The 22,150-nt window shown below is 35.5% G+C and carries 19 protein-coding genes and 1 tRNA gene; 2 read left to right on the top strand and 18 right to left on the bottom strand.

The genetic code is table 11. From position 1 onward, the window contains the following. Positions 1 to 117: 117 nt before the first annotated feature. Positions 118 to 1,752 carry a mannitol dehydrogenase family protein gene (locus PYW37_RS04055; RefSeq protein ID WP_023189672.1) on the bottom strand — a complete coding sequence of 545 codons (1,635 nt, stop codon included), beginning with the start codon at positions 1,750 to 1,752 and terminating at the stop codon, positions 118 to 120. 166 nt (positions 1,753 to 1,918) lie between these two features. Between PYW37_RS04055 and PYW37_RS04050 the strand changes: the two genes are divergently transcribed. Further along, positions 1,919 to 2,602 carry a GntR family transcriptional regulator gene (locus tag PYW37_RS04050; protein ID WP_023189673.1) on the top strand — a complete coding sequence of 228 codons (684 nt, stop codon included), beginning with the start codon at positions 1,919 to 1,921 and terminating at the stop codon, positions 2,600 to 2,602. Positions 2,603 to 2,647: 45 nt separating this feature from the next. Here the strand turns inward: PYW37_RS04050 and uriT are convergent, their stop codons facing one another. The 16 genes from uriT to ccpA all read right to left on the bottom strand — a co-directional run bounded on the left by uriT (position 2,648) and on the right by ccpA (position 18,646). Then, positions 2,648 to 4,078, bottom strand: coding sequence for a uridine transporter UriT (gene uriT, locus PYW37_RS04045; RefSeq protein ID WP_025017023.1), 1,431 nt, complete (start codon positions 4,076 to 4,078; stop codon positions 2,648 to 2,650). A 200-nt stretch (positions 4,079 to 4,278) separates the two neighbouring features. Next, entirely contained in the window at positions 4,279 to 5,253 is a 975-nt protein-coding gene (locus tag PYW37_RS04040) for a substrate-binding domain-containing protein (protein ID WP_025017024.1), read from the bottom strand. A gap of 11 nt (positions 5,254 to 5,264) precedes the next feature. After that, on the bottom strand, positions 5,265 to 6,167 hold the full coding sequence (locus tag PYW37_RS04035; protein WP_003129433.1) for an ABC transporter permease: 903 nt from the start codon (positions 6,165 to 6,167) through the stop codon (positions 5,265 to 5,267). A gap of 41 nt (positions 6,168 to 6,208) precedes the next feature. Then, on the bottom strand, positions 6,209 to 7,687 hold the full coding sequence (locus PYW37_RS04030; RefSeq protein ID WP_023189675.1) for a sugar ABC transporter ATP-binding protein: 1,479 nt from the start codon (positions 7,685 to 7,687) through the stop codon (positions 6,209 to 6,211). Positions 7,688 to 7,705: 18 nt separating this feature from the next. Beyond that, positions 7,706 to 8,104 carry a D-ribose pyranase gene (rbsD, locus tag PYW37_RS04025; protein ID WP_003129436.1) on the bottom strand — a complete coding sequence of 133 codons (399 nt, stop codon included), beginning with the start codon at positions 8,102 to 8,104 and terminating at the stop codon, positions 7,706 to 7,708. A gap of 21 nt (positions 8,105 to 8,125) precedes the next feature. After that, the gene (gene rbsK / locus PYW37_RS04020; protein WP_010906072.1) at positions 8,126 to 9,028 is read right to left on the bottom strand and encodes a ribokinase; all 903 of its coding nucleotides are present in this window, start codon (positions 9,026 to 9,028) and stop codon (positions 8,126 to 8,128) included. A 10-nt stretch (positions 9,029 to 9,038) separates the two neighbouring features. Continuing rightward, complete coding sequence (locus PYW37_RS04015; RefSeq protein WP_003129438.1) at positions 9,039 to 10,022, bottom strand: LacI family DNA-binding transcriptional regulator; 984 nt, start codon at positions 10,020 to 10,022, stop codon at positions 9,039 to 9,041. A 133-nt stretch (positions 10,023 to 10,155) separates the two neighbouring features. Beyond that, positions 10,156 to 11,451, bottom strand: coding sequence for an adenylosuccinate lyase (gene purB, locus PYW37_RS04010; protein WP_023189677.1), 1,296 nt, complete (start codon positions 11,449 to 11,451; stop codon positions 10,156 to 10,158). A gap of 196 nt (positions 11,452 to 11,647) precedes the next feature. Further along, positions 11,648 to 12,328 (bottom strand): type I 3-dehydroquinate dehydratase, encoded by a 681-nt coding sequence (gene aroD, locus PYW37_RS04005; protein ID WP_025017025.1) that lies wholly within the window; start codon positions 12,326 to 12,328, stop codon positions 11,648 to 11,650. Between the two features lie 96 nt (positions 12,329 to 12,424). Further along, positions 12,425 to 12,496, bottom strand: a tRNA-Gln gene (locus PYW37_RS04000). A gap of 94 nt (positions 12,497 to 12,590) precedes the next feature. Continuing rightward, positions 12,591 to 12,794: a DUF2969 domain-containing protein gene (locus PYW37_RS03995; RefSeq protein WP_010906074.1), complete on the bottom strand. Its 204-nt coding sequence runs from the start codon at positions 12,792 to 12,794 to the stop codon at positions 12,591 to 12,593. Positions 12,795 to 13,037: 243 nt separating this feature from the next. Beyond that, positions 13,038 to 13,352, bottom strand: a complete 315-nt coding sequence (trxA, locus tag PYW37_RS03990; RefSeq protein WP_003129442.1) for a thioredoxin — start codon at positions 13,350 to 13,352, stop codon at positions 13,038 to 13,040. Between the two features lie 96 nt (positions 13,353 to 13,448). Then, the gene (locus tag PYW37_RS03985; protein WP_025017026.1) at positions 13,449 to 15,779 is read right to left on the bottom strand and encodes an endonuclease MutS2; all 2,331 of its coding nucleotides are present in this window, start codon (positions 15,777 to 15,779) and stop codon (positions 13,449 to 13,451) included. 44 nt (positions 15,780 to 15,823) lie between these two features. Further along, positions 15,824 to 16,384: a CvpA family protein gene (locus PYW37_RS03980; protein ID WP_003129445.1), complete on the bottom strand. Its 561-nt coding sequence runs from the start codon at positions 16,382 to 16,384 to the stop codon at positions 15,824 to 15,826. Between the two features lie 159 nt (positions 16,385 to 16,543). Beyond that, positions 16,544 to 17,509, bottom strand: a complete 966-nt coding sequence (locus PYW37_RS03975) for an NAD(P)/FAD-dependent oxidoreductase (RefSeq protein ID WP_023189681.1) — start codon at positions 17,507 to 17,509, stop codon at positions 16,544 to 16,546. 138 nt (positions 17,510 to 17,647) lie between these two features. After that, a complete protein-coding gene (ccpA, locus tag PYW37_RS03970) occupies positions 17,648 to 18,646 on the bottom strand; it encodes a catabolite control protein A (RefSeq protein WP_003129447.1) in 999 nt (332 codons plus the stop codon). 214 nt (positions 18,647 to 18,860) lie between these two features. On the opposite strand from ccpA, the gene PYW37_RS03965 reads away from it, so the two are divergent. Next, on the top strand, positions 18,861 to 19,949 hold the full coding sequence (locus PYW37_RS03965) for a M24 family metallopeptidase (protein ID WP_003129448.1): 1,089 nt from the start codon (positions 18,861 to 18,863) through the stop codon (positions 19,947 to 19,949). Between the two features lie 200 nt (positions 19,950 to 20,149). Here PYW37_RS03965 and PYW37_RS03960 read toward each other — a convergent pair whose 3' ends face one another. Beyond that, positions 20,150 to 22,150 (bottom strand): cell division site-positioning protein MapZ family protein, encoded by a 2,001-nt coding sequence (locus PYW37_RS03960; RefSeq protein WP_025017027.1) that lies wholly within the window; start codon positions 22,148 to 22,150, stop codon positions 20,150 to 20,152.

Raw genomic sequence — 22,150 nt, 5'->3', positions numbered from 1 at the left:
ACAATTTGGCAGAAATGGAAAACTGATAGCAGTATTTTTACTGACAGCTCAAAATTAAACATTCTGTCAGTAAATTTTCAGATATTTTTTTACTGACAGTTCTAAATAAGTAGTCTGTCAGTATTTTTTTCCGTGTTCTTTTAGGACGATTTGCAGTGTCTTAAGCACTGCTCCTTTGCCTTGAAGCATTTGCTCAAAGTAATTTTCAATCTTTTGAGCTAGCCCTGTTTGGTACATCTCATTTGGAAAAATTTGGTGATTAGATAAGATAGGTTTTAGAATTTCATGAATTTCTTGCTGACTACCATCTAATTTTACCTCGGCAACAAAAGCTTGCAACTCTTCAAGAAGAGGGTCCGGACTTGGAGAAAAACTTTCTAACTCATCATTAATTCCGATTAAATAACGGCACCAAGCAGCAATGACTAATGGAATAAATTCCAATTCTTTAACAGAAAATCTTGGATTGGCAATATAGTGTCCAATCGTTACGCCATAGCGAACAGGAATTTTTTGTGACGTATCTGCCGCAATTCTCTGTGGTGTATCTGGAATGTTTTTATTTGGTAAACGTTTAGTCAATAACTGGTCAATAAAATCTTTCGGATTGATAATTTTCGGATTCTTAACCACAGGCAAAGCCTCGCCATACCCCAAATTCTTAATAAGTGCTAACAAATCTGGATTGGCAACTTCTTCCCAAATTGAATGATAATCTAATAAACTTCCAAAAATAGCTAAAGCGGTATGCAAGGGGTTCAAACAAGCGGTAACTTTCATCTGATCAGCATCATTGACTGTTTCACGATCAGTCAAGATAACTCCAGCTTTTTCTAATGCCGGCCTGCCATTTGGAAAAGTATCTTCAATCACTAAATAATGAACTTCTTCCGTATTACCAAAAGGAGCAATATTTGTATGTTTTTGACTATGTAAAATTTCTGTATCCTCAAAACCATCAGCTGTCAGTAATTTTGCAACTTTTTCAGACGGATTGGGTGTAATTCGGTCAATCATTGACCAGGGAAAACTGACTTTTTTAGGATTGATAAGGTAATCATAAAAATCTTGTTCTACGATTTCATTTTCCACCCAAGCTTTAGCAATGGTCAAAATCGCTTCTTGCAATTTCAAACCATTTTCTGAAAAATTATCTGTGCTCACCATGGCAATCGGAAATTTACCAGCTTTAAATCTTGCATAAAGGAGATAAGTAACTGCCCCCATATTGGTTTTGGGCTTGCTTCTTCCTTGCATATCTTCAAGTGCCAAAGGCGTCAATAGATCTTTTGAATCCCGTAGTGAATAACCTTTTTCTGTAATCGAAAAAGTTGTCAATTGCAAAGACGGATTTTCAAAGACTTTTGTTAAATGAGCCCAACCTTCGGTATTTTCTGCATTAAAATAAAAACTTTCAGCAACACTCGCAATCAATTCTTTGTCAAAAGTTCCATCTGTTTTCATTGTCACTGACAGAAAACGATTATTATAGGCTCGATAGATTTTATCAATTACCTCATCATCATAAGTTTCGGCCACAATAAGACCTGAGTTGAGTTCTCCTTGATTGAGTAAGTCTTGGGCGACAACCGCATGGAAACATCTAAAAAGATTTCCTCCACCAAAGTGGACCCAGACTGGATTATCAGCTGTTGACTCTATAACTTTGTCTTGATTAAAGTTAGGAATTTTAATTTTTACTTTTTTAAATTCCTCACCCTTTATCAAATAATCATCAAGCAATTTCACCATGATTTCTCCTTTAAATCTCAAAAGTGATATATCAGTTTTTCTTCTACGAAAACTAGTATATCACTTTTAAGAAACCGTTGTCAAGAATATATTAAAAAAAAGACATTATTTTAAAAGAATACCTTTATTATTTGACTTTACCGCCCCTCTGCTCTATAATTACAGAATGAATGAATTGAATTTTAATCTACAGAATCAGGCCTATAAACAAATTACAGGCAAAATTCTCAGGAATGAATATCGTCCTGGACAAAAAATTTCACAAAAAAATATCGAAATTGATTTGCAATTAGGCCGAACTCCTGTCAGAGAGGCACTTCTTCGTTTACGTCGTGATGGACTCATTTACAGCATCCCTCAATCAGGAACCTTCGTCACAAAAATTGATTTAGATGCTGCCATCAATGCTCGATTCATTCGAGAAAATTTAGAAGCCAAAATTGTTTCCGAAGCCGCGGCTTTAGAGAATAATAATCTTTTACTCAACCAAGCGCGTGATGCAATTGAACTTCAAGAACAATATGCTGCTAAAGCAGAATATCACAATTTTTTTAATGCCGATGAAGAATTTCATAAAACTTTTTATTTAATGACTAATCATGCCCAAGTCTGGGACTGGCTTCAAACCATTAATATTCAGTTCAATCGTTTCCGTTGGTTACGTCTTGCGATTTCTGATTTACCATGGAATACCTTGATTGAGCAACATAAGGAAATACTTTGCGCTGTTGAGAATCATGATGGAGAACAAGCTGTCACAGCAGCTGCCAAACATTTGCACTTGATGTTTGACGAAGAAATGGCAGTGTTACAAGCTTTTCCTGAATACTTTGATAATTTACCCGAATAAAAAACTCTGCCGGAATTCCGACAGAGTTTTTTATAAGTAACTCATTTATTTTACATTTTTAGAATCTGGAATTAAAAATGAAGTAAAGAAAGCAATAATAACAAGAATCAATCCTGTGACAATTCCAGAAATATAACCAGAACTACTTCCACCAACACTGGTATGTAAAAGCGTTGGCACTGCGTACAAGATAATGAAACTGATACCAGCTCCTAAATTAAACATTCCTGCATTTAAGCCCGGAAGATAACCTGGATTATCCTCTGGTGAAAGCACGATTCCCAGACCATTTAACATAATATTTGTTATTCCAGCATAGGTAATCCCAATGAAGGTAGATACCAACAATAAAAGCCAGATTGAAGGTTGTAGCACTCCAACAACGGCCAAACCAATACCGATAATCGTCGTTAAAAGTCCAACCCGAAGGACTTTTGTAAAGCCAAAGCGAGCAGCCAAGAATCCTGAAACAGGTCCAAAGAATAAGCCAGCAAGCGCATAAGGAGTAAGGGTAACAAGAGAAACCATATCTGCCCCAAGTCCCAAACCAAACTTACCATCTTGACCCAAAGCTGGAATAATACCATTCATAATTGCAAAGACACCAGTCATCGTTAGGAGAGTTGTAATTAATAACCCCCAAGTTCTTCTTTGTTTCAAATAATGAATAGGAACCATTGGATGATTCACTCGTTTTTCAACTTGCCAAAATCCAACAAAACAAATCAAACCTAAAAGAGCCAAGAGTGAAGCTAAAAGCCAATTAGGAAGTCCAAGATTTCCAAAACTTCCTTGCAAGGCATTCACCGCGCTCAAGAGCGCACCCATTGCCACTACTAAAAGAATGACTCCGCTCCAATCCATTTTTGGTGTATCTTTTGCAGTTGACTCTTGCGTTCCAAAACTTACTAAAAGAATAGCAAGTGCCGCAGTAATTCCCATAACAAAAAATACAGAACGAAATCCACCATGACTTACTAGCCAACCACCTGCTAATGCATCAACCCCAGCAATTCCACCATTGATTGAAGTGAGTATGGCCATTAATTTTGCATATCTCTTCTCATCACGCACTTTCACATGCATAATAATTAAACAAAGCGGAACCACAGGGCCAGCAGCACCTTGTAAAATACGACCAATCATCAAAATCCCTACATTTGTAGCAAATCCTGAGATAAGACAACCAATCATTGTCAAAGTAAGCATTCCAATTAGAACTTTTTTTCGTCCAATCAAATCCGCCAAACGAGGCAAAAATAGAGCAAATAAGGCCGCAGCTGTAAAAAAGATGGTTTGTGTTAGTGCTATAGACGAAGCTGTCGTGTGTAATTGGGTCTGCATGGTAACCAAAGCAGGCGAGAGCATTGAAGCATTGAGCTGAAAAGCAAAGATTGCTACCAATAGGGCCACCATTAAAGCCACTATTGAACCCGCATTATCACTAGATTTTTGAGGAACAGTATTTTCTCCCATTTTTTCTCCTTTTTTTAGAGGATAAACTCTTTTTAATTTTACAAACCTAAAAGAGCCCCAGCTATCTATTATATTATAAATTTTACTTTTTGCGAAGTTTAAAAATGTCACTTGGACAAATTTATATTTTTATTCATTATTCATCTTTATTTTTAAAAATAAAAAAACTCTGTCCTAGCGACAGAATTTATATTTTTATACTACCATTGATGTTGGTCAACATTATCTTTATCCACAAGATAGATTGGCGAATTTATCATATGTGCAATTTTTTTACCTTGATAATAATCATAGGTAGCTTGCAAAGCCATTTCACCAATTTTAGCCGGTTGTTGAGCAATCGTTGCGGTCATTGTCCCTGCTTTTATGGCATCATGTGTTTCAGACTCACCATCAATTCCAAAAATAGCTATTTTTTGTCTAGTGGCTTGCACAGCTTTAGCTGCTCCCAGTGCCATTTCATCATTTTGCGCAAAGATTGCTTGGACGTCTTTATGAGATTGGAGCATATTTTGAGTCGTATTTAAACCAGTTGTTCTGTCAAAATTAGCTGATTGACTGGATAATATATTTAATCCTAAGGTCTTAGCTTCACTATTAAATCCTTTACCACGGTCTATTGTTGCCGAAGCTCCTGGTGTTCCAGAAAGTTCCAGAACTTTTACGTTTTTACCAACCAATTTTTCAACGGCTTGAGCTGCCATTTTTCCAGCGGCCACATTATCAGAGGCAACGGTTGTTAAAACTGTTCCACCATTTGATCCTCTATCCATTGCAATCACTGGGATATGGGCATTATTGGCTGCTTTAATGGCTGGAACAATGGCATCAGAATCTACAGGATTAATTAAAATCGCATCCACATTTTGGCTGATGAAATTTTGAACATTATTTAATTGTGTTGCAGAATCATTTTGGGCATCAGAAACCGTTAATTTTGTATTTTTTTCTTTGGCCATTGATTTAATCGCATTGTTCATTGAAACAAAATAAGGATTGTTTGTTGTCGAAATAGAAACACCAATATTTAATTCATTTGGTTTCTTATGCGTTACCTCTTCTACTTTTTCTTTTCCATCACGGCCTGGAATGCCGGTATAAAGACTACATGCGGTCAAAGTTGAGACTGCTAAAGTAGCTACAAAAGCAAAAGTTAATTTTTTTACTAATTTCATGTTCAACTCTCCTATTTCCGTTTGCTACGAATGACATCGATAAGAACTGCAACGAGAATAACTAATCCTTGGATGACTTGTTGCCAAAAGGCTGACACACCAATTATATTTAAGCCATTATTTAGAACACCAATGATTAATACCCCAATCATTGTTCCAAACATACGCCCTTTTCCTCCCATTAGAGAGGTTCCCCCAAGGACAACGGCAGCGATTGCATACATTTCGTATCCAGAACCTGCTTGTGGCGTTGCTGATGACAAACGAGAACTGATGATTAAACCAGAAATTGCGGACATTGCTCCAGATAAAGTGTAAATGGCAATTTTTACTTTATTTAGTTTAATTCCTGAAATATAAGCAGCTTTTTCATTACCACCCAAAGCATAAACTGATTTACCAAAGGCTGTTTTATGAAGCAAAATCCATAAAACAATGAAAACAAGAATCATTAAAATAACAGGGAAAGGAATACCCAGTAAATAACCTTGTCCAATATAGGCTAAGAAATAGCCATCCATGTGTTTAGTAATTGGATTACCATCAGTAAAAACAAGGGTTGCTCCGCGGTAAACCATTTGAGTAGCTAAAGTTACAATGAAAGGGGCCAATTTCCCATAGGCAATAAGTGCACCATTGATCGCTCCAAGAAAAGCACCAATGATTAACGCACAGACTACTGCTAGCGGTAAAGGCATTCCTTGGGCTATAAAACCTGCGGACACTGCACTTGAAAGGGCTAAAATTGCGCCAACTGACAGGTCAATTCCTGAAGTTAGAATTACGAAGGTCATCCCAAAAGCAATAAATCCATTAGCCGTGACTTGTAAGAGTAAATTTAGCAAATTGTTTGCCGTCATAAAGTTGGGATTGATACACGTAATGATAATCATCAAAACAATCAGAGCAATCATTGTCGTTAAAGAACTGAATTTTTGAGATAGAGCTTTCACACTTATTGTCCTCCTGTTGCGAGCTGCATCACATTTTCTTGTGTTGCTTCATTTTTGGCTAAAATTCCTGCTATTTCTCCTTCATGCATCACTGCAATTCGGTCTGCAACACCAAGAATTTCGGGTAAATCACTTGAAATCATAATAATTGGAACACCACGTTCAGCAAGTTCATTCATTAATTGATAAATTTCACGCTTGGCTCCCACGTCGACTCCTCGTGTTGGTTCATCTAAGATTAAAACTTTTGGCGTAATGCCAATCCATTTGGCAAGGACAACTTTTTGTTGATTTCCTCCAGATAGAGAACCAACTATTTGTTCTTCATCTGTCGCTTTAACATTAAGACGCTCAGAGAGTTGCTTAACAAAAGTTGTTGCTGTTTTATCGTCAAAGAGGCCATGATGAATAAAATCCTTTGTACTCGGAAGAGTAATATTATCTTTTATTGAGAAATCAAGAACAAGTCCTTCATCTTTTCGGTCTTCTGTTAAAAAGCCAATTCCTTCTTTGATTGCTTGTGCCGGGTTATTGATAGTTAGACTCTTTCCATTAATTTTTATCGTACCTGATTTTAGCTTATCAATTCCAAAAATTGCTCGCATGACCTCAGTTCTACCAGCTCCCATGAGTCCTGCAAATCCGAGAATTTCACCTGAACGAACTGAAAATGAAATGTCTTTAAAAGATTCTGCCGATAAATGGTCGGCTTCAAATACAATTTCTCGAATTTCAGCATTTTTTTGGGGATAGTAATCTGTAATTGACCGACCAACCATTTTTCTAACTAATTCATCAACGTTGGTTTCTTTCGTCTTTTGTGTATCAATGACTAGGCCATCACGCATGACAGTTACACAATCTGTGATTTTAAAAATTTCTTCCATTCGATGAGAAATATAAATAATTCCAACCCCTTGATTTTTTAGACCAGCAATAACTGAAAACAATCTTTCTGTTTCTCTTTCGGTCAATGCTGCTGTTGGTTCATCCATAATCAAAATTTTTAAATCAGACAAAAAACTTTTAGCTATTTCAACCATTTGTTGCTGACCAACTGATAAATTACCAATTTCTTTGTCTAAATCAATTTTTACTCCCAGCTGTTCAAAAGCAAAATTTGCTTTTTTTCGCATGGCCTTCGTATCTAAAATACCAAATTTATTTTTTATCTCTCGTCCTAAAAAAAGATTCTCTAAGACTGTTAAATCAGGCCAAGTATTCATTTCCTGATGAATAAAACTAATTCCAAATCCTTCTGCTTCCTGAGGATTTTTAAAAATTTTCTTTTCACTGTCAATCTCAATTTCCCCACCAGAAGCTGGAAATAGACCAGTTAGAATATTCATCAAAGTAGATTTTCCAGCCCCATTTTCTCCCATTAAGGCATGAACTTCTCCTGAATTAATCGTTAAATCAATTGCTTTAAGAACTTTATTCGTTCCAAATGATTTAGAAATGTTCTTCATTTCTATTTTCAAAATTGACCTCCTCCTTTTTCACAAAGCGACACCTGATTGTAAAATAATATTTGAATAAGGCGTATTTTCTCCTGTTCTCACCACTGCTTTGACCTCATGATTCATTAATTTTAAGGTTTCATGACTGACAAAAACTATTTCAACATCTGCTGATAATTTTGTCAGTAAAATCGCTAACTGTTCAGGATTATTTTCTTTTATTTCCTCAGCAAGATAGACTTTTTCAACTAAAATATTTTCCAAATAGATGTCCAGCACTTCTTGAAAACTGGGTTTTCCTCTTGTCAGGGCTAAATCAATTTTTTTGACACCTGATGGTACTGGTAAGCCTAAATCTCCAATACAAACTTGGTCAGTATGGCCCAAATCGTCAGCAATTTTTGCTAATTCACTATTAAGTATTCCTTCTTTTTTCATAAATTTAACTCTCTTTCTTTTTTAGTAGAGATTAATTTCAAGTTCTTTTAATTTTGCTTTAACTTCTGATAGCTTTGGCATCCCGCCTTGTGCGCCAAATTTTTGAATAGATAAATGAGAAGCAACGACAGCTAATCTGATAGAATCACTAATTGATAAGTTCTCAGTCAAACCAAAGGCAAAGGCTCCGTTGAATGTATCTCCTGCACCAGTTGTATCTACAACTTTAGCTTTTATGGCAGGAATTTTTTGAAGAGTCTCTCCATCGTGGAAAATGACTCCTTCACTTCCTAAGGTGACAATCAGACGATTTGAATATTTTTTGAGAATTTCTTCAAGTGCTAAATTTGGAAAAAGTTCCTTACATTCGTGTTCATTCGGTGTGATATAATCAACAAAATCAATCATTTCCAAATCTGTTTTTCTTGCTGGAGCTGGATTATAAAGAACTTTTATCGCATTTTCTTTACAGAATTTAGCAATCGCTAGATTTGTTTCATGTGGAATTTCATTTTGTAGAATAACAAGTTGGCTTTCTTTAATTTTCTCCCAAAGGTCTGCTAGATAACTTGGTAGAACTTCATTATTAGCACCTGGAATAATAATAATACGATTATCGTCATCATAGAGAGTAATTTGAGCAATCCCTGTTGTTTGTGGTACCGTTCCCACATTTTCAAAAAGAACTGCATTTTCTTTGAAGTTTTGCAAAATACTCTCACCAAAAGCATCCTTGCCTACTGCTCCAATCATACTTACTTCATTAGGAGAAAGTCTAGCAAAAGCAACGGCTTGGTTCGCTCCTTTTCCACCGGGAACCATAGCGAAATCTTCACCAAATACTGTTTCTCCAGCATTCGGCACTCGGTTAGTCCTTGTGACTAAATCCATTGAAATACTTCCTATAACACTTACTTTTGTCATTAATTTTTCCTCATTCTTTTCTCTTTTGTCGAATTGTTTCACGCGCTACATAATGAACAGGGAGTTCAATTTTAGACTTCTCAATTGCTTGGTCAGTCGCGATTTTATAAATAAGTTGAGCAGCTTCAAGCCCCATCTGATAAGCAGATTGATGAATGGTTGAGAGTGCTGGATAAATGAATTGGCTCATTTGAATATCGTCATAACCAATAATTTGAATATCCTCAGGAATTTTCTTATTTAAACGATGAATTTCGTGGATATAAGCCATAGCATGAATATCCGATGGTGCAATAATACTATCAAAGTTTTCTTCATTGGCAAGCACTTCTCTCGCCTCTTTCTGAATTTCTTCAAAATCATAACTTTGACTGTAAAAAGCTTTAAAATCAACTTGTTTTTCTTTTAAATAAGCAATACTTGCTTTAAAACGATTATTGATATTTGTGGCATTCAAAGGACCGCTGACTACAGCAACTTTTTTTGCTCCTGCTGTTACAATCACTTTTGCTGCTAATCGTCCACCTGACTCATTGTCCGAAAAAACACCATAGTTACTTTTATGGCCTACTCGGTCCACGATTACAGTTGGAATATCCAAATCAGGAAAGTCTTCTTTAAAATCATGGGTTGAAATGATGCCAGCAGCATTACTTTGAATCAAAACTTTCAAATAATCTTGCTCAGATTGATTCTTTTCACCAATATTTCCGAGCATCACACGATAACCTTTTTCTTTTAAAAATTCCTCTGCTCCTTTGGCTAGCATTGGGAAAAAAGGATTGGAGATATCTGGCAATAATAGTCCAACAAGCTGATTCTTTTTAGTTTTTAAAGATTGGGCAGAAAGATTGGGTCTGAAATTTAGTTTTTTAATTGCTCGTTCAATTTTTTCTCTGGCTTCATCACTTACATAGCCATTCTGAGCAATAAAACGTGAAACAGTGGACTTTGAAACTCCTGCTTCAAGCGCAACTTGCTTGATTGTTGTCATTACTTCCTCCTTTCACATGTGGGAACGTTCTCATATTTACATTTATAATTGTATCCGTTTTCATTAAATTTGTCAATCCTTTTTATATTTCGTTTTAATAACAAAAAAACCTACTTTTTAGTAGGCTTTCTTATTAATCAAAGACACGGTCAAAAATTTCATCGACTCTTGTTAAATGATAATTGTAATCAAAAGCTTTTTCAATATCTTCATCATTCAAATACTGACGAATTTGTTCATTTTCTTCAAGCAATGGTCTAAACATCACTTGTTCATCCCAAGATTTTGCAGTCAAAGGTTGAACTAAATCGTAAGCTGCTTCACGCGTCATTCCTTTTTCAATCAACATTAACATGACATGTTGGCTGTAAATCAAGCCAAAAGTCGCATCCATATTTCGTTTCATATTTTCTGGGAAAACAGTCAAATTTTTAACGATATTTCCAAAACGATTCAACATATAATCCAATAATTCTGTTGTATCAGGTGCAATGATACGTTCAGCAGAACTGTGTGAAATGTCACGTTCATGCCAAAGACTAACATCTTCAAGAGCCGTAATTGCATGTCCACGAATGACGCGGGCTAAACCTGTCATATTTTCAGAACCAATTGGGTTACGTTTGTGTGGCATTGCTGACGAGCCTTTTTGACCTTTAGCAAAGAATTCTTCAACTTCACGTTGTTCAGATTTTTGTAATCCACGGATTTCTGTGGCCATGCGTTCAATTGATGTCGCAATGAGCGCCAACGTTTGGAAGTATTCTGCATGTAAATCACGTGGTAAGACTTGTGTTGAAATCTCTTGCGGACGAGTCCCTAATTTTTCACAAACATAGGCTTCTACAAATGGAGGAATATTAGCAAAAGTTCCAACAGCACCAGAAATTTTCCCAGCTTCAACAGCTTTCGCAGCATGTTCAAAACGTTCAATATTTCGTTTCATTTCGCTGTACCAAGTGGCTAATTTCAAGCCAAAAGTTGTTGGTTCAGCGTGAACGCCGTGAGTTCGACCCATCATTACTGTGTATTTATGCTCTAAAGCTTTATTTTTAACAATTTCTGCAAAGTTTTTTAGGTCATTGCGCAAAATATCATTAGCTTGTTTATAAAGATAACCATAAGCTGTATCAACGACATCTGTTGATGTCAGACCATAATGAACCCATTTGCGTTCTTCACCCAATGATTCACTGACAGAACGTGTGAAAGCTACCACATCATGACGTGTTTCTTTTTCAATTTCAAGAATACGTTCAACATTAAAAGTTGCATTTTCGCGAATTTTTTTCACATCTGCTGCTGGGATTTCCCCAAGCTCTGCCCAAGCTTCATCTGCAAGAATTTCGACTTCAAGCCATGCTTTATACTTGTTTTCTTCTGACCAAATCTCTGCCATTTCTGGACGTGAGTAACGGCTAATAACCACTTTTTTCTCCTTTTTTACTGACAGAATAGCTGTCAGTAAATTAATCCTATTTTTAATTTCTAATGAACAAAGCGTCCTTTTTCATTATCTATTATAACATTTTCACTTATAAAGCTTTTGGTCCATTCTACTTGTCCTAATAAAAGTAAAAAAATTATCTGTCATAACCGAACAATATCTCTGATTATATCATTCTCTATTTTTCTAAAATATCCAAAATATACTCTGTTTCTTTGAGAGAAATTTGCCCAGGCGCACTAGAATTTTCTAAACTTGCAAAAGTCCAGCAAGAGCCAGTCAAATAGCCAGAAATTCTTGAAAGTCGTCCTAAGTCACCCATTGCCATGCTGATAAAATGTTCACCGTATTCTAAAGTCATATCACGAGTGATTTGTAATAAATCAAGAACATCACATTCACGTTCTGGCATCACAGCAACTTTAACAAAGGCAGTTCCTTCTTCGTGCATTTTAATCAACCGTTTGGTCAAATCGGACGGAACTTCATCAAAATTATGATAAGAAAGCACCATTTTATCCCGAAAATCTTTCAAAGCGGCAAATGAAGGGCCATGCGTAAAGAATTCGACATCGATATATGCGGGATTGTAAGTCAAAATTTCTTTTAAAATCTGTAAATATTTTTTTTCAGAAACTTGAATATTTCCGCCTTCTCTGACTGTTCTTAAAGTAAATAAAATCTTACTTTCTTTAAATTTTTCAAAGAATTTAGGAGCCATCTCTAAAATTTCATCTGCTGACAAAAAATCGGCACGCCATTCAACAATATCTGCTGTTCGATAATCACTGACAGAAACTTTCTCAAGCTCTGCTAACTCTGTCAGCATGATTGGAACAACAATTTTTGTTTTTCTCATAAACTTCTCCTTACATTTTCATAAATGCTTTCCCCTATTCTAGCATATTTTCGCAAAAAGAAAAAAGGAAACAGCGTTTCCTTTTACGTTTTTTTACTGGGGTAGCTGGATTCGAACCAACGCATGAGGGAGTCAAAGTCCCTTGCCTTACCGCTTGGCTATACCCCAAGATCGCTTTATGACGACAAGAAATATTTTAACAAATTATCTTATTAATTTCAAGTTATAACTTAGAAATTTCAAATCAATCACAAATAAATCTTTAAATCGAAAGATTATAAGCCATAATTGCTTCCTCAAGAGCTGCTTCAAAAGAAGTCACTGTAGCAATTTCTTTACCTGAAAAAACAATGACAAAATTTCCTGATTTTTCTTTAATTTCGGCGATTGTTTTTTTTCCACTTTTAATGACAGCTCCGTCAGCTGTATCAATAATTTCAAGTTCAGTATCTTTTTTCTTTGACATATTAAACTCCTCAAAATTTGAAAAGTCTTTTTGACCTTCCAAATCCCTATTTTCTTTGTAATTTTTCTTTTTCAATCATATCATTTTAAAAGCCTTTTGTCACGCTCATTTTAATGACAGACTTGTCAGTATGTGCCATGCTTTCACTCTCTTTTACTGACAGAACTTTTCACTAGAATTGAATATAAAAAAATACTGACAGACTTTATTTCAAGAAGAAAAAAGTTCTGTCAGTAATTTTTATTATGATAATTCAGCAATAACGGCTTTAAGTTGTGCTTTTGTTTGAACACCAACAATGCGTTTTACTTCTTCACCATCTTTTTTGAACATCAATGTTGGGATAGACATAATGCCAAATCCTTGGGCTGTTGCTGGGTTTTCATCAACATCCATTTTGCAAATCTTAAGTTCTGATTCGTCAAGTTCTTCTGAAAGTTGTTCCAAAATTGGCGCTTGCATGCGACATGGACCACACCAAGTTGCCCAAAAGTCAATTAAAACAAGCCCTTCTTTTGTTTCTTCATCAAACGTTGCATCAGTAATATTATATTCCATTTTATCTCCTTCATTGAAATAATTTTCTTCAGTAAGACTATTCTAGTGTAATTCACTTAAAATTTCAAGAAAATAGATTTTGAGAAATTTATTATTTTACTTCAAAATAGCAATCGTTGCTCCAGAGCCACCAGCATTAATTGGTGCATATTCATAAGATTTAATATGACGGTGTTTTTGAAGTTTTTTCTGTACCATTTCTCGAATGACACCCGTTCCAATCCCATGAACAATCGTAATTTGAATCAAATTTGCAAGTAGAGCTTGGTCAATATAATTATCCAATTCCAGTTCTGCTTCTTCATAACGCATCCCGCGTAAATCAAGTTGAGCTTTGACTTTAGAAGTCACCTTCTTGCTGACATTTTTAGTTTTGGCTTGAATTTGTTCTGGACTTTCAATCACTTCAAATTCATCTTCATTTAAGCGAGTCGTGATTGAACCCATTTGAACCGTCCAACGTCCATCTTTTTCTAAACGAATCAATTTACCACGCTGACCATAAGAAGTGACATTAACTTCAGCCCCTTGCTTAAGTCCTCTTTGTGCTTTCGCTTTTTTCAAAACCTTATTTTTAGAAAAATCAATGGTTGGAGCCAAACCTTCAAGTTCTTTTCTAGCAGCAATAATTTCATGTGGTTTCAACGCTGCTTTATCATTGAGATTCTTCAAAATTTCTTGCGCTTCAAGACTCGCTTTTTTAACTACTTCTTGAGCTTCTTTTTGTGCTTTTTCTAATTCAAACTCGCGCTCGCGATTAATTTGATTATAGACTTTCGTCAAATCTTTATGTAAACTTTGATTTTCTCGTTCAATTTTTTTAATATTTCTTGAACTTTCAATCACTTCACGCGTTTTTTCTTCCAACTTTTCAATCATCTGATTGACATCATGCTCACTGTCAGAAATTTGTTGACTGGCTACTGAAATAATGGTTTCTGGCAAACCTAATCTTCTAGAAATCTCCAAGGCATTTGAACGCCCAGGCACTCCCAGTTGCAAATGATAAGTGGGTTGCATTTTATCAATGTTAAATTCCATACTTGCATTGATTACTCGTTGCGTTTCGACCCCATAAGCTTTTAACTCAGGATAATGAGTACTTGCCATGGTTTTCACATTTCGTTCACGTAAATTTTCCAGTATGGCAATAGCAAGAGCCGCTCCTTCTTTTGGATCAGTTCCTGCCCCAAGTTCATCAAACAAGACCAAACTATTTTCATCTGCTTGAGCTAAAATATGAACAATATTAGTCATATGACTTGAGAAAGTTGATAAACTTTGCTCAATGGATTGCTCATCACCGATATCGGCAAAAATATCATCAAAAAGATGAATTCGACTGCCATCAGCGGCTAAAATTGGCAGACCTGATTGAGCCAATATTGTCAACAAACCAACTGTTTTCAAAGTAATGGTCTTCCCACCCGTATTAGGACCCGTAATAACAATCGTATTGAGCCCCGCATCAAATTTAATATCATTTGCCACAACTATTTTTGCTTCAATCAAAGGATGGCGAGCTGCAAAGAGGGTAATATCTTTATCGGTTGTTAATTCTGGAAGTGTCGCTTTATTCGCTGCTAAATAAAGATACTTGGCACGAACAAAATCAATATGACCAATCAGCCAAGCATTTTGTCTTATATCAAAGCTATAAGGTTTTAATTGACTAGCAAGCTCACGATAAATTCTTGTGATTTCTTGGCGTTCTTCGATTCTCTTTTGATTAAGTTTATTATTTAATGAAACAACCGCATTTGGTTCAATATAAAGCGTTTGACCTGAAGCGGACATATCATGAACTACACCAGCAATTTTATTTTTGTTTTCTGCTTTTACAGGAAGCACTTGTCGGTCATTTCGGATAGTGATGACATTTTCACTCAAAGATGAGAGATTTTTGGTCAGCATTTCCTGCATGATTTTCCGAATTTCTGATTGATGACTCTTGATTGAAGCACGGATATGCATCAATTCGAGACTGGCATTATCATAAAGACTTCCCGCATTATCAAAAATTTCTAATTTTTTGACTAATGCTGATAAATCAACCAATTTTTCCAAAGTAATAGCTAGTGAAGGTGTTTCAACATTTTCAGCTTCATCAAAAAAGCGTTGAATATTAATCCCTAATTGAATCACTTTTTTTATTTCAACGAATTCCTTGCCTGAAAGACTGGCTTCAAGCTCTAGACGTCTGAGTATTTCTGTTAAATCATTTGTTTTTCCTAAATTTAATAGGCCATTTTCTTGGGTCAATAAGCGAAAATCAGCAACTTCACCAAAAAGGAGCTGAATTTTTTCCTTATCTGTCAAAGGTTTTAAATCTTTTAATTCTTGTTGACCCTGCGCTGTCGTCAAAGCATTCATGAACTGTTCTTTGACTTTATCATATTCCAATATTTGGAGAATTTTTTTATTCATTCTATTTAAATTTCAAGTTGTATCTGTAGATTTCTCCCCTAGCACTATCCTAGAGGATTAATGTGGACAATATTTTCAATAAAAAGGTTTTGCAAGATTCCTGATGAAATCGGTGTATGTAAAACCATAAAACGAGCTAGAAAACTAGCATCAAGTTGACTTTGAACCGCTGCAATAGGAACCAAACTCAAGACCATCAAGACCATTTGTAAACCAAAATAAGTCGCCGCAAATCCTAAAATTCCAGCAATGATTTTTCCATTTCTTCCCAGAGGACTAAGTGCAAAATGTAAAAATAAACCGATAAGACGGATAATAGCATAAACGACAATAAAAATTGCTAAAAACGAAATGCTCGCATAAAAAGCATCATCGAGTTGAAAAAGAAGCTTATCACTAAAAAGTAAGAGATGTGAGTTTTCTGTGGCATTTGAAAAAGGAACCCAAATACTCAATTTTTGTGCTAACTCTTTATAATTACTGGCTGCAATGAAGGCCGCAATAATCGTACCAAAACTGTAGATGACTTGTAAAATCAAGCCTCGTGAGTAACCAACCATGAAAGCCCAAACCAAGGCTACTAAAATAATCAAATTTAATATCATCAAACATTCCCAATTTACTTTTATTTTGCTTTTTAAACAAAGCACTCATAAAACTTGGCTCATTTTTATTAATGAAGCTAAGTTCAAGTCATTTTTCTTTCTCTATTATACCGTATTTCATAAAAAAAACGTACCCCTATTTAGAATACGCTTTTTATTTTAAAAAATGGATGAAGAATGTCCCCCTCTAAGTGGGTGGTCAAATTCAAGTTTTTTCGTCATGGCATTAATCGCATGGACTGCTTCACCAAAACCAACGGACATCAAGGGCATTTTTCCCGGATAATCACTTGCGTCTCCTGCGACATAAAGTCCCTCAATATTGGATTGCATCATTGAATCGGCCTTAACGCGACCATTACGACTGACTTCTAAGTTTTCAGCTAAAGTCACTTGATTTGTTAAAAAACCATAATTAACCAAAATTTTATCAATCGAAAAGTTCAAGCTTTCTTCTGATTTTATTTTTTTTAATTCTAATTCATTTTCAATCAAATTTGAAAAAGTATAAGGCGTATGAACTTGAATATTAGAATTCATCACTCGGTCAACTGTAATTTCATGACCACGAAAAGCAGTTCTTCTATGAACCAAATGAACATTTTTAGCTACTTTTTCAAGCATTAATGACCAATCTAAAGCCGAATCTCCTCCACCAAAAACCGCAACATTTTTTCCCTCAAACTCTTTTAGAGAAGTGATAAAGTAAGATATTTTTCCTTCATTGGCTAAAGTTTCTTCGTTATCAATTCCTAACTTTCGAGGTTTCAAAAGGCCGGCACCAGTCGTCAACAAAACGCCTTTGGCTCTTCTGGTTGATTTATCAGTAGTTACAGAAAAAATCCCCTCTTCTTTTTCAATTTTTTGAACGCTCTCCCCAAGAAATAATCGATGAGAGATTTGTGCTAGTTGTTCTAAAAGATTTTTTGTCAAATCTGCCCCTGTCACTGCTGGTAGGCCAGCAATATCGTAGATTAATTTTTCAGGGTAAAGATTTTGGGGTTGACCACCTGGAACTTGCGCTGATTCAATTATTGCAACTGATAAACCGCGCATTCCTGCGTAAAAAGCCGCATATAGACCAACAGGACCTGCTCCAACAATAATTAAATCTAATTCTTGCATATCAAACTCCTTAACAATTTATTCATTTAATCTATTGAATAAATTCTTTTTATCATCTCTCTATTATTGCGACTTTTCTCTCAAATGTCAAATACTTTTTACTTTAAATAAAAAAAGCCCTCAAAAGGGCTTGATTTTTTATTTGGTAGAACGACGAGAAAAGATTTCATGATCCAAAACTAATTGATTTTGTTCAACATCTTCTTTAAGCATTAATTTTGTCAAAAGACGCATTGCTACTGCTCCCAAATCGTAAAGGGGTTGGTTAACAGAAGTTAAAGTTGGATATGTATATTGAGTAATTGGTGAATTTGCACCTGAGATAATTTCGAAATCTTCAGGAACTTTCACTCCTTTATCCATCATTGCAGACAAGAGTCCAACGGCTACTGTATCATGTGATACTACTGCAGAAGTTGCTCCTCGCTCAAGTAAACGTTCAGCAAGTGCTTTTCCTTGTTCATAGCTATAATTACCTTCAAAAACGAGGTTTTCATCAAATTCAATATTTGCTTCAAGCAAAGCTTCTTGATAACCAACCATACGTTCTGTATTTTCAACGTCTTTCAATGAACCCATGATATAAGCGATTTTTTTATTTCCACTATCAATCAATTTTTTAGTTGATTGATAAGCAGCCAAATGGTAATCAATATTAACAGATGGAATTTCTTTATCTCCATCGATTGTTCCAACTAAAACGACAGGTGTTCTTGAATTTTTGAGGGAAGTTCTAATTTTTTCATCTAAAGATGAACCCATATAGACGATTCCGTCAACTTGTTTTGATAAGAAAGTTTCTAAAACTTTTTCTTCTTTTTCAACATCATTATCACTATTAGCTAAAATCATGTTGTATTTATACATGGAAGCGATATCATCAACCCCGCGAGTAATCGCTGCGAAGTAAGTTGAAGTGATGGTTGGCAAGATAACACCAACTGTTGTTGTACGTTTACTTGCGAGTCCGCGCGCAACTGCATTAGGACGATAGTCAAGCTCAGCAATAGCTTCTAAGACCTTCTGGCGCGTCTTTTCCTTTACATTTGCATTTCCATTTACAACACGACTAACGGTTGCCATTGACACTCCGGCGACACGTGCCACATCATAAATTGTTGTTGTTGATTCTACCATAATTGGCTATCCTCTTTCTTTTCTTTTTATTCATAGTATTTATGAAAACCATTTTCATTTACAAATTATATCATTAACTGTAAACCTTTTCAACCTTCAGCTATGTTTTTTTACGTGATTTTTTAATAAAAATAGCGTAGAATAGGGGATATAGTGTTTTTTATTTTCATGAGAATTTAAGAAACTCATTTTCATAAATATTGGAGGAACCATTTTGAGCAAAATTGAACGTATTTCAGCTTTTCTGAATGACAAGGAAGTCGATATGACTTTCATCACTAATCCGACAACTCTAAATTATCTAACAGGGCTAGCAATTGATCCCCATGAACGAATTGCTGGGCTGATGATTTTTAGAGATTCAACTCCGATGTTATTTACTCCTGCTTTGGAAGTGGAAAAAGCTAAAGAACACACAAGTGGTCTGGATATTTTCGGATATGAAGATTCTCAAAACCCTTGGGAAGTTGTTAAAAATCATGTAAAATCAGATGTTAAATCAATTGCTGTTGAATTTTCAGATATTCCTTTAGCTAAAACTGAAGGGTTGAAAGCACAATTTGGTGATATTAATTTTGTAAATTTGACTCCTTTGATTGAACGGATGCGTTTGATTAAGTCAGCAGATGAAATTGAAAAAATGAAAGTTGCTGGTGATTTTGCTGACAAGTGTTTTGAAATTGGTTTTGCCACTGCTGCTGAACGTAATGGTGTGACTGAATCTGATATCGTTGCAAAAATTGAATACGAAATGAAACGTATGGGTGTTCCACAGATGTCATTTGACACGCTTGTTTTATCAGGAGCTCGCGCTGCTAATCCACATGGTGCACCTGAAAATGTTGAAATTCAAGAAAATAAACTTTTGCTCTTTGACTTGGGTGTGATGAGTGGCGGATATGCTTCTGATGCGACACGTACAATCGCTATTGGTCAACCTAATGACTTTGATGCTGAGATACATAAAATCGTTAAGGAAGCTCAACAAGCTGCTATGGACTTCATTAAACCTGGTGTTACTGCACATGAAGTTGATGCTGTTGCTCGTGATTTAATTACTAAAGCAGGATATGGTGAATATTTCAATCACCGCCTTGGACATGGTATTGGAATGGACGTTCACGAGTATCCATCTATTGTTGCCGGTAACGACCTCGTAATTCAAGAAGGAATGTGCTTCTCTAACGAACCTGGAATTTATATTCCTGGTAAAGTAGGTGTGCGTATTGAAGACTGTCTTTACGTAACAGAAAATGGTTGTGAAAGCTTCACTCATACTGACCATGACTTATTAATTTTCTAATCGAATAATTGATAAAAGTAAAAAACTTTCGCTGATTTTGGCGAAAGTTTTTTTGTCAGTAAATTTTTGTCAGTGAATTTTTTGTCAGTAAATTTTTGTCAGTGAATTTTTTGTCAGTAAGTTTCTGTCAGTAGGTTTCTGTCAGTAGGTTTCTGTCAGTAAAAAAAATAATCATCAAAATGATGATTATTTTTTATTTTCTATGCGTCATAATCTAAGTTATCAGCATGACCAGAACCATTACCAACAAAGAAACCTGTTTTAGCATTGATTGATACTAAATACCGACCATCTGGTGCATAAAGATTGTAATAACCACTAACAATTCCGGCTGGGAAACCTTGGGAACCATTGGTTGTATGAATCGCTGTTGGAACTAAAATATAATTATCTCCTGTAATATAGCCGCGTTCACGGGCTTTATTCAGAACCATTTCTTTAATTCCAGCTCCCCATGTGAAAGCAGGATCATTCGTGTTGACTCCAGCTTGAGGTTGGACACGTGCTGCTGATACTTCTAAATTAACTCCGTTGCTACTCAAACCATTAGCATTACTACTTGTGCTGGCATTTGTACTTGAACCTGCTGAAGCTGCTGACGAAGGAGTCGTCGTAGAATTGCTTTGACTAGCTGTACTTGATGTAGAACTTTGGCTAGTAGCTCCTTGATTCGCTTTGGCTTCTGCTGCACTTGCAGACGCTTTAGCTGAACTTTCCTTAGCAACTTGGCTCTTAGCTAAATCAATGGCTTGTGTCAGTAATTTATTCAGGGTTTCATTGGTTGTTTTAGGAGTTTCTGGAACTTTTACATTTGCCACTATTTTAGCTGATGAATCAAGTTTTCCGTCAGTAATTGCTGCGCTAGTAAAGAGAGCATTCACTTTCTTAATCGCATTAATTTGGTCTTTTAGGCTTTCTGTATCAGAAACTGCATTTGACCATGCCATGGAATTTTTGTGAGCATCAACTAAAGTTTCAAGAGCTGATAACTTGCTAAATTGACTATTTCTCAAAATAGTATGTGATTTGTCAGTGAAAAAAGCATCGTATTGTTTCTGATATTTATCTAAATCACTCTGACTGCTTTGATAAGTTTGAACCGTTTTCCCTTTTTGATGACTATTATATTGGGCAAATCCAATCGCTCCAGCTGCAATTAAAACAATTGCACATAGACCAATAATGATTGGTTTTTTACGATTTTTTGACTTTTCGTCAGTAATTTTTGCCGCATTTTCTTCTACTTTATCTGCTTTAAAGGATGTTGTTTCAGCTAGTAAGTGAGGTGAAACTGATTCAGCAGTAATAACTTTATCAGGAATATCACTTTTTGTCTCTTTTGGTGAATCTGTCACTTTTTCCTCAGCTCCCGATTCAAGGGCTTGATTATTTTCAGTAGAATCTTCTTTTGAATCAGATTTAATTTCTTCTGCTGGTTCTTCTGTTACTTTTGGTTCAACTTCTGATTTTTCGTCAATTATTGAATCAGTTTTAGTGTCAGTTTCAGAAATTTCTGGTTCACTTGGCTCGTCCATTGGAACTTCGTTTGCTGACATCATAACTGGTGCAGCAACTACCTTCTCATCTTGTGGACTTTCGGCTTCTTCTTCGTCAGTTGGTTCAGTTTTCTTGACTTCTTCAACTTGCGGAGCTTCTTTTTGCTCTGGCAAAGTACTGACAGGAGCGTCGACCATCACAACTGGATCTAAAACTAAATCATTTTTTGATTTTTTAGTTTCTTCGCTTTCCTTGTCAGCAACTTCTAAGTCTTTATTTTCTGCTGACAAATCAGAATCAGAACTGTCAGTAACTTTTTCAGTTTCAATTTTTGAAGCTGCTAATTCATCATTCTCGTCGATTTCCTCTTTGGAAACTTCTTGAAGTTTTTCTGACTTAGCTTCTTTATCTTCTTCAACCGGAACTTCTATATTTGTACGTTCTGCCTGAATGAATTCGTCCAAATTTTTACTTTTAGCTTCTTCAATTTCTCCACGGTGCTGACGAATATATTTATCTAAAACAGACTCATTTTCTTCATTTTCTTTATCAACACGTTTTGATTCTGCAACAATTTGCCCTACGGTAAAATCTTGTAAATCTTGAAGTTTCAAAGTTTTTTCACCAATTTGTTGCTCATTTTTTGGTTTATTATTGTTATTATTTTTGTTTTTGTTTCTATTTTTTTTATTTTTGTTTGACAT

The sequence above is a fragment of the Lactococcus lactis genome, assembly GCF_029023865.1.
In the GTDB taxonomy this organism is placed as follows: domain Bacteria; phylum Bacillota; class Bacilli; order Lactobacillales; family Streptococcaceae; genus Lactococcus; species Lactococcus lactis.
This window is presented reverse-complemented; position numbering and strand designations above follow the sequence as displayed.

Excerpts from the sequence above, each read along its gene's own strand:
- PYW37_RS03975 (WP_023189681.1), bottom strand. The coding sequence starts at position 17,509 with ATGCAAGAATTAGATTTAATTATTGTTGGAGCAGGTCCTGTTGGTCTA.
- PYW37_RS03980 (WP_003129445.1), bottom strand. The coding sequence starts at position 16,384 with ATGATATTAAATTTGATTATTTTAGTAGCCTTGGTTTGGGCTTTCATG.
- PYW37_RS03995 (WP_010906074.1), bottom strand. The coding sequence starts at position 12,794 with ATGTCAAAGAAAAAAGATACTGAACTTGAAATTATTGATACAGCTGAC.
- PYW37_RS04040 (WP_025017024.1), bottom strand. The coding sequence starts at position 5,253 with ATGAAATTAGTAAAAAAATTAACTTTTGCTTTTGTAGCTACTTTAGCA.
- PYW37_RS03960 (WP_025017027.1), bottom strand. The coding sequence starts at position 22,150 with ATGTCAAACAAAAATAAAAAAAATAGAAACAAAAACAAAAATAATAAC.
- rbsD (WP_003129436.1), bottom strand. The coding sequence starts at position 8,104 with ATGAAAAAAGAAGGAATACTTAATAGTGAATTAGCAAAAATTGCTGAC.
- ccpA (WP_003129447.1), bottom strand. The coding sequence starts at position 18,646 with ATGGTAGAATCAACAACAACAATTTATGATGTGGCACGTGTCGCCGGA.
- aroD (WP_025017025.1), bottom strand. The coding sequence starts at position 12,328 with ATGAGAAAAACAAAAATTGTTGTTCCAATCATGCTGACAGAGTTAGCA.
- PYW37_RS04055 (WP_023189672.1), bottom strand. The coding sequence starts at position 1,752 with ATGGTGAAATTGCTTGATGATTATTTGATAAAGGGTGAGGAATTTAAA.
- uriT (WP_025017023.1), bottom strand. The coding sequence starts at position 4,078 with ATGGGAGAAAATACTGTTCCTCAAAAATCTAGTGATAATGCGGGTTCA.
- PYW37_RS04050 (WP_023189673.1), top strand. The coding sequence starts at position 1,919 with ATGAATGAATTGAATTTTAATCTACAGAATCAGGCCTATAAACAAATT.
- rbsK (WP_010906072.1), bottom strand. The coding sequence starts at position 9,028 with ATGACAAAAGTAAGTGTTATAGGAAGTATTTCAATGGATTTAGTCACA.
- PYW37_RS04035 (WP_003129433.1), bottom strand. The coding sequence starts at position 6,167 with ATGATTGCTCTGATTGTTTTGATGATTATCATTACGTGTATCAATCCC.
- PYW37_RS04015 (WP_003129438.1), bottom strand. The coding sequence starts at position 10,022 with ATGACAACAATCAAGCAAGTTGCGCTTGAAGCAGGAGTTTCAAAGTCC.
- trxA (WP_003129442.1), bottom strand. The coding sequence starts at position 13,352 with ATGGAATATAATATTACTGATGCAACGTTTGATGAAGAAACAAAAGAA.
- PYW37_RS03985 (WP_025017026.1), bottom strand. The coding sequence starts at position 15,779 with ATGAATAAAAAAATTCTCCAAATATTGGAATATGATAAAGTCAAAGAA.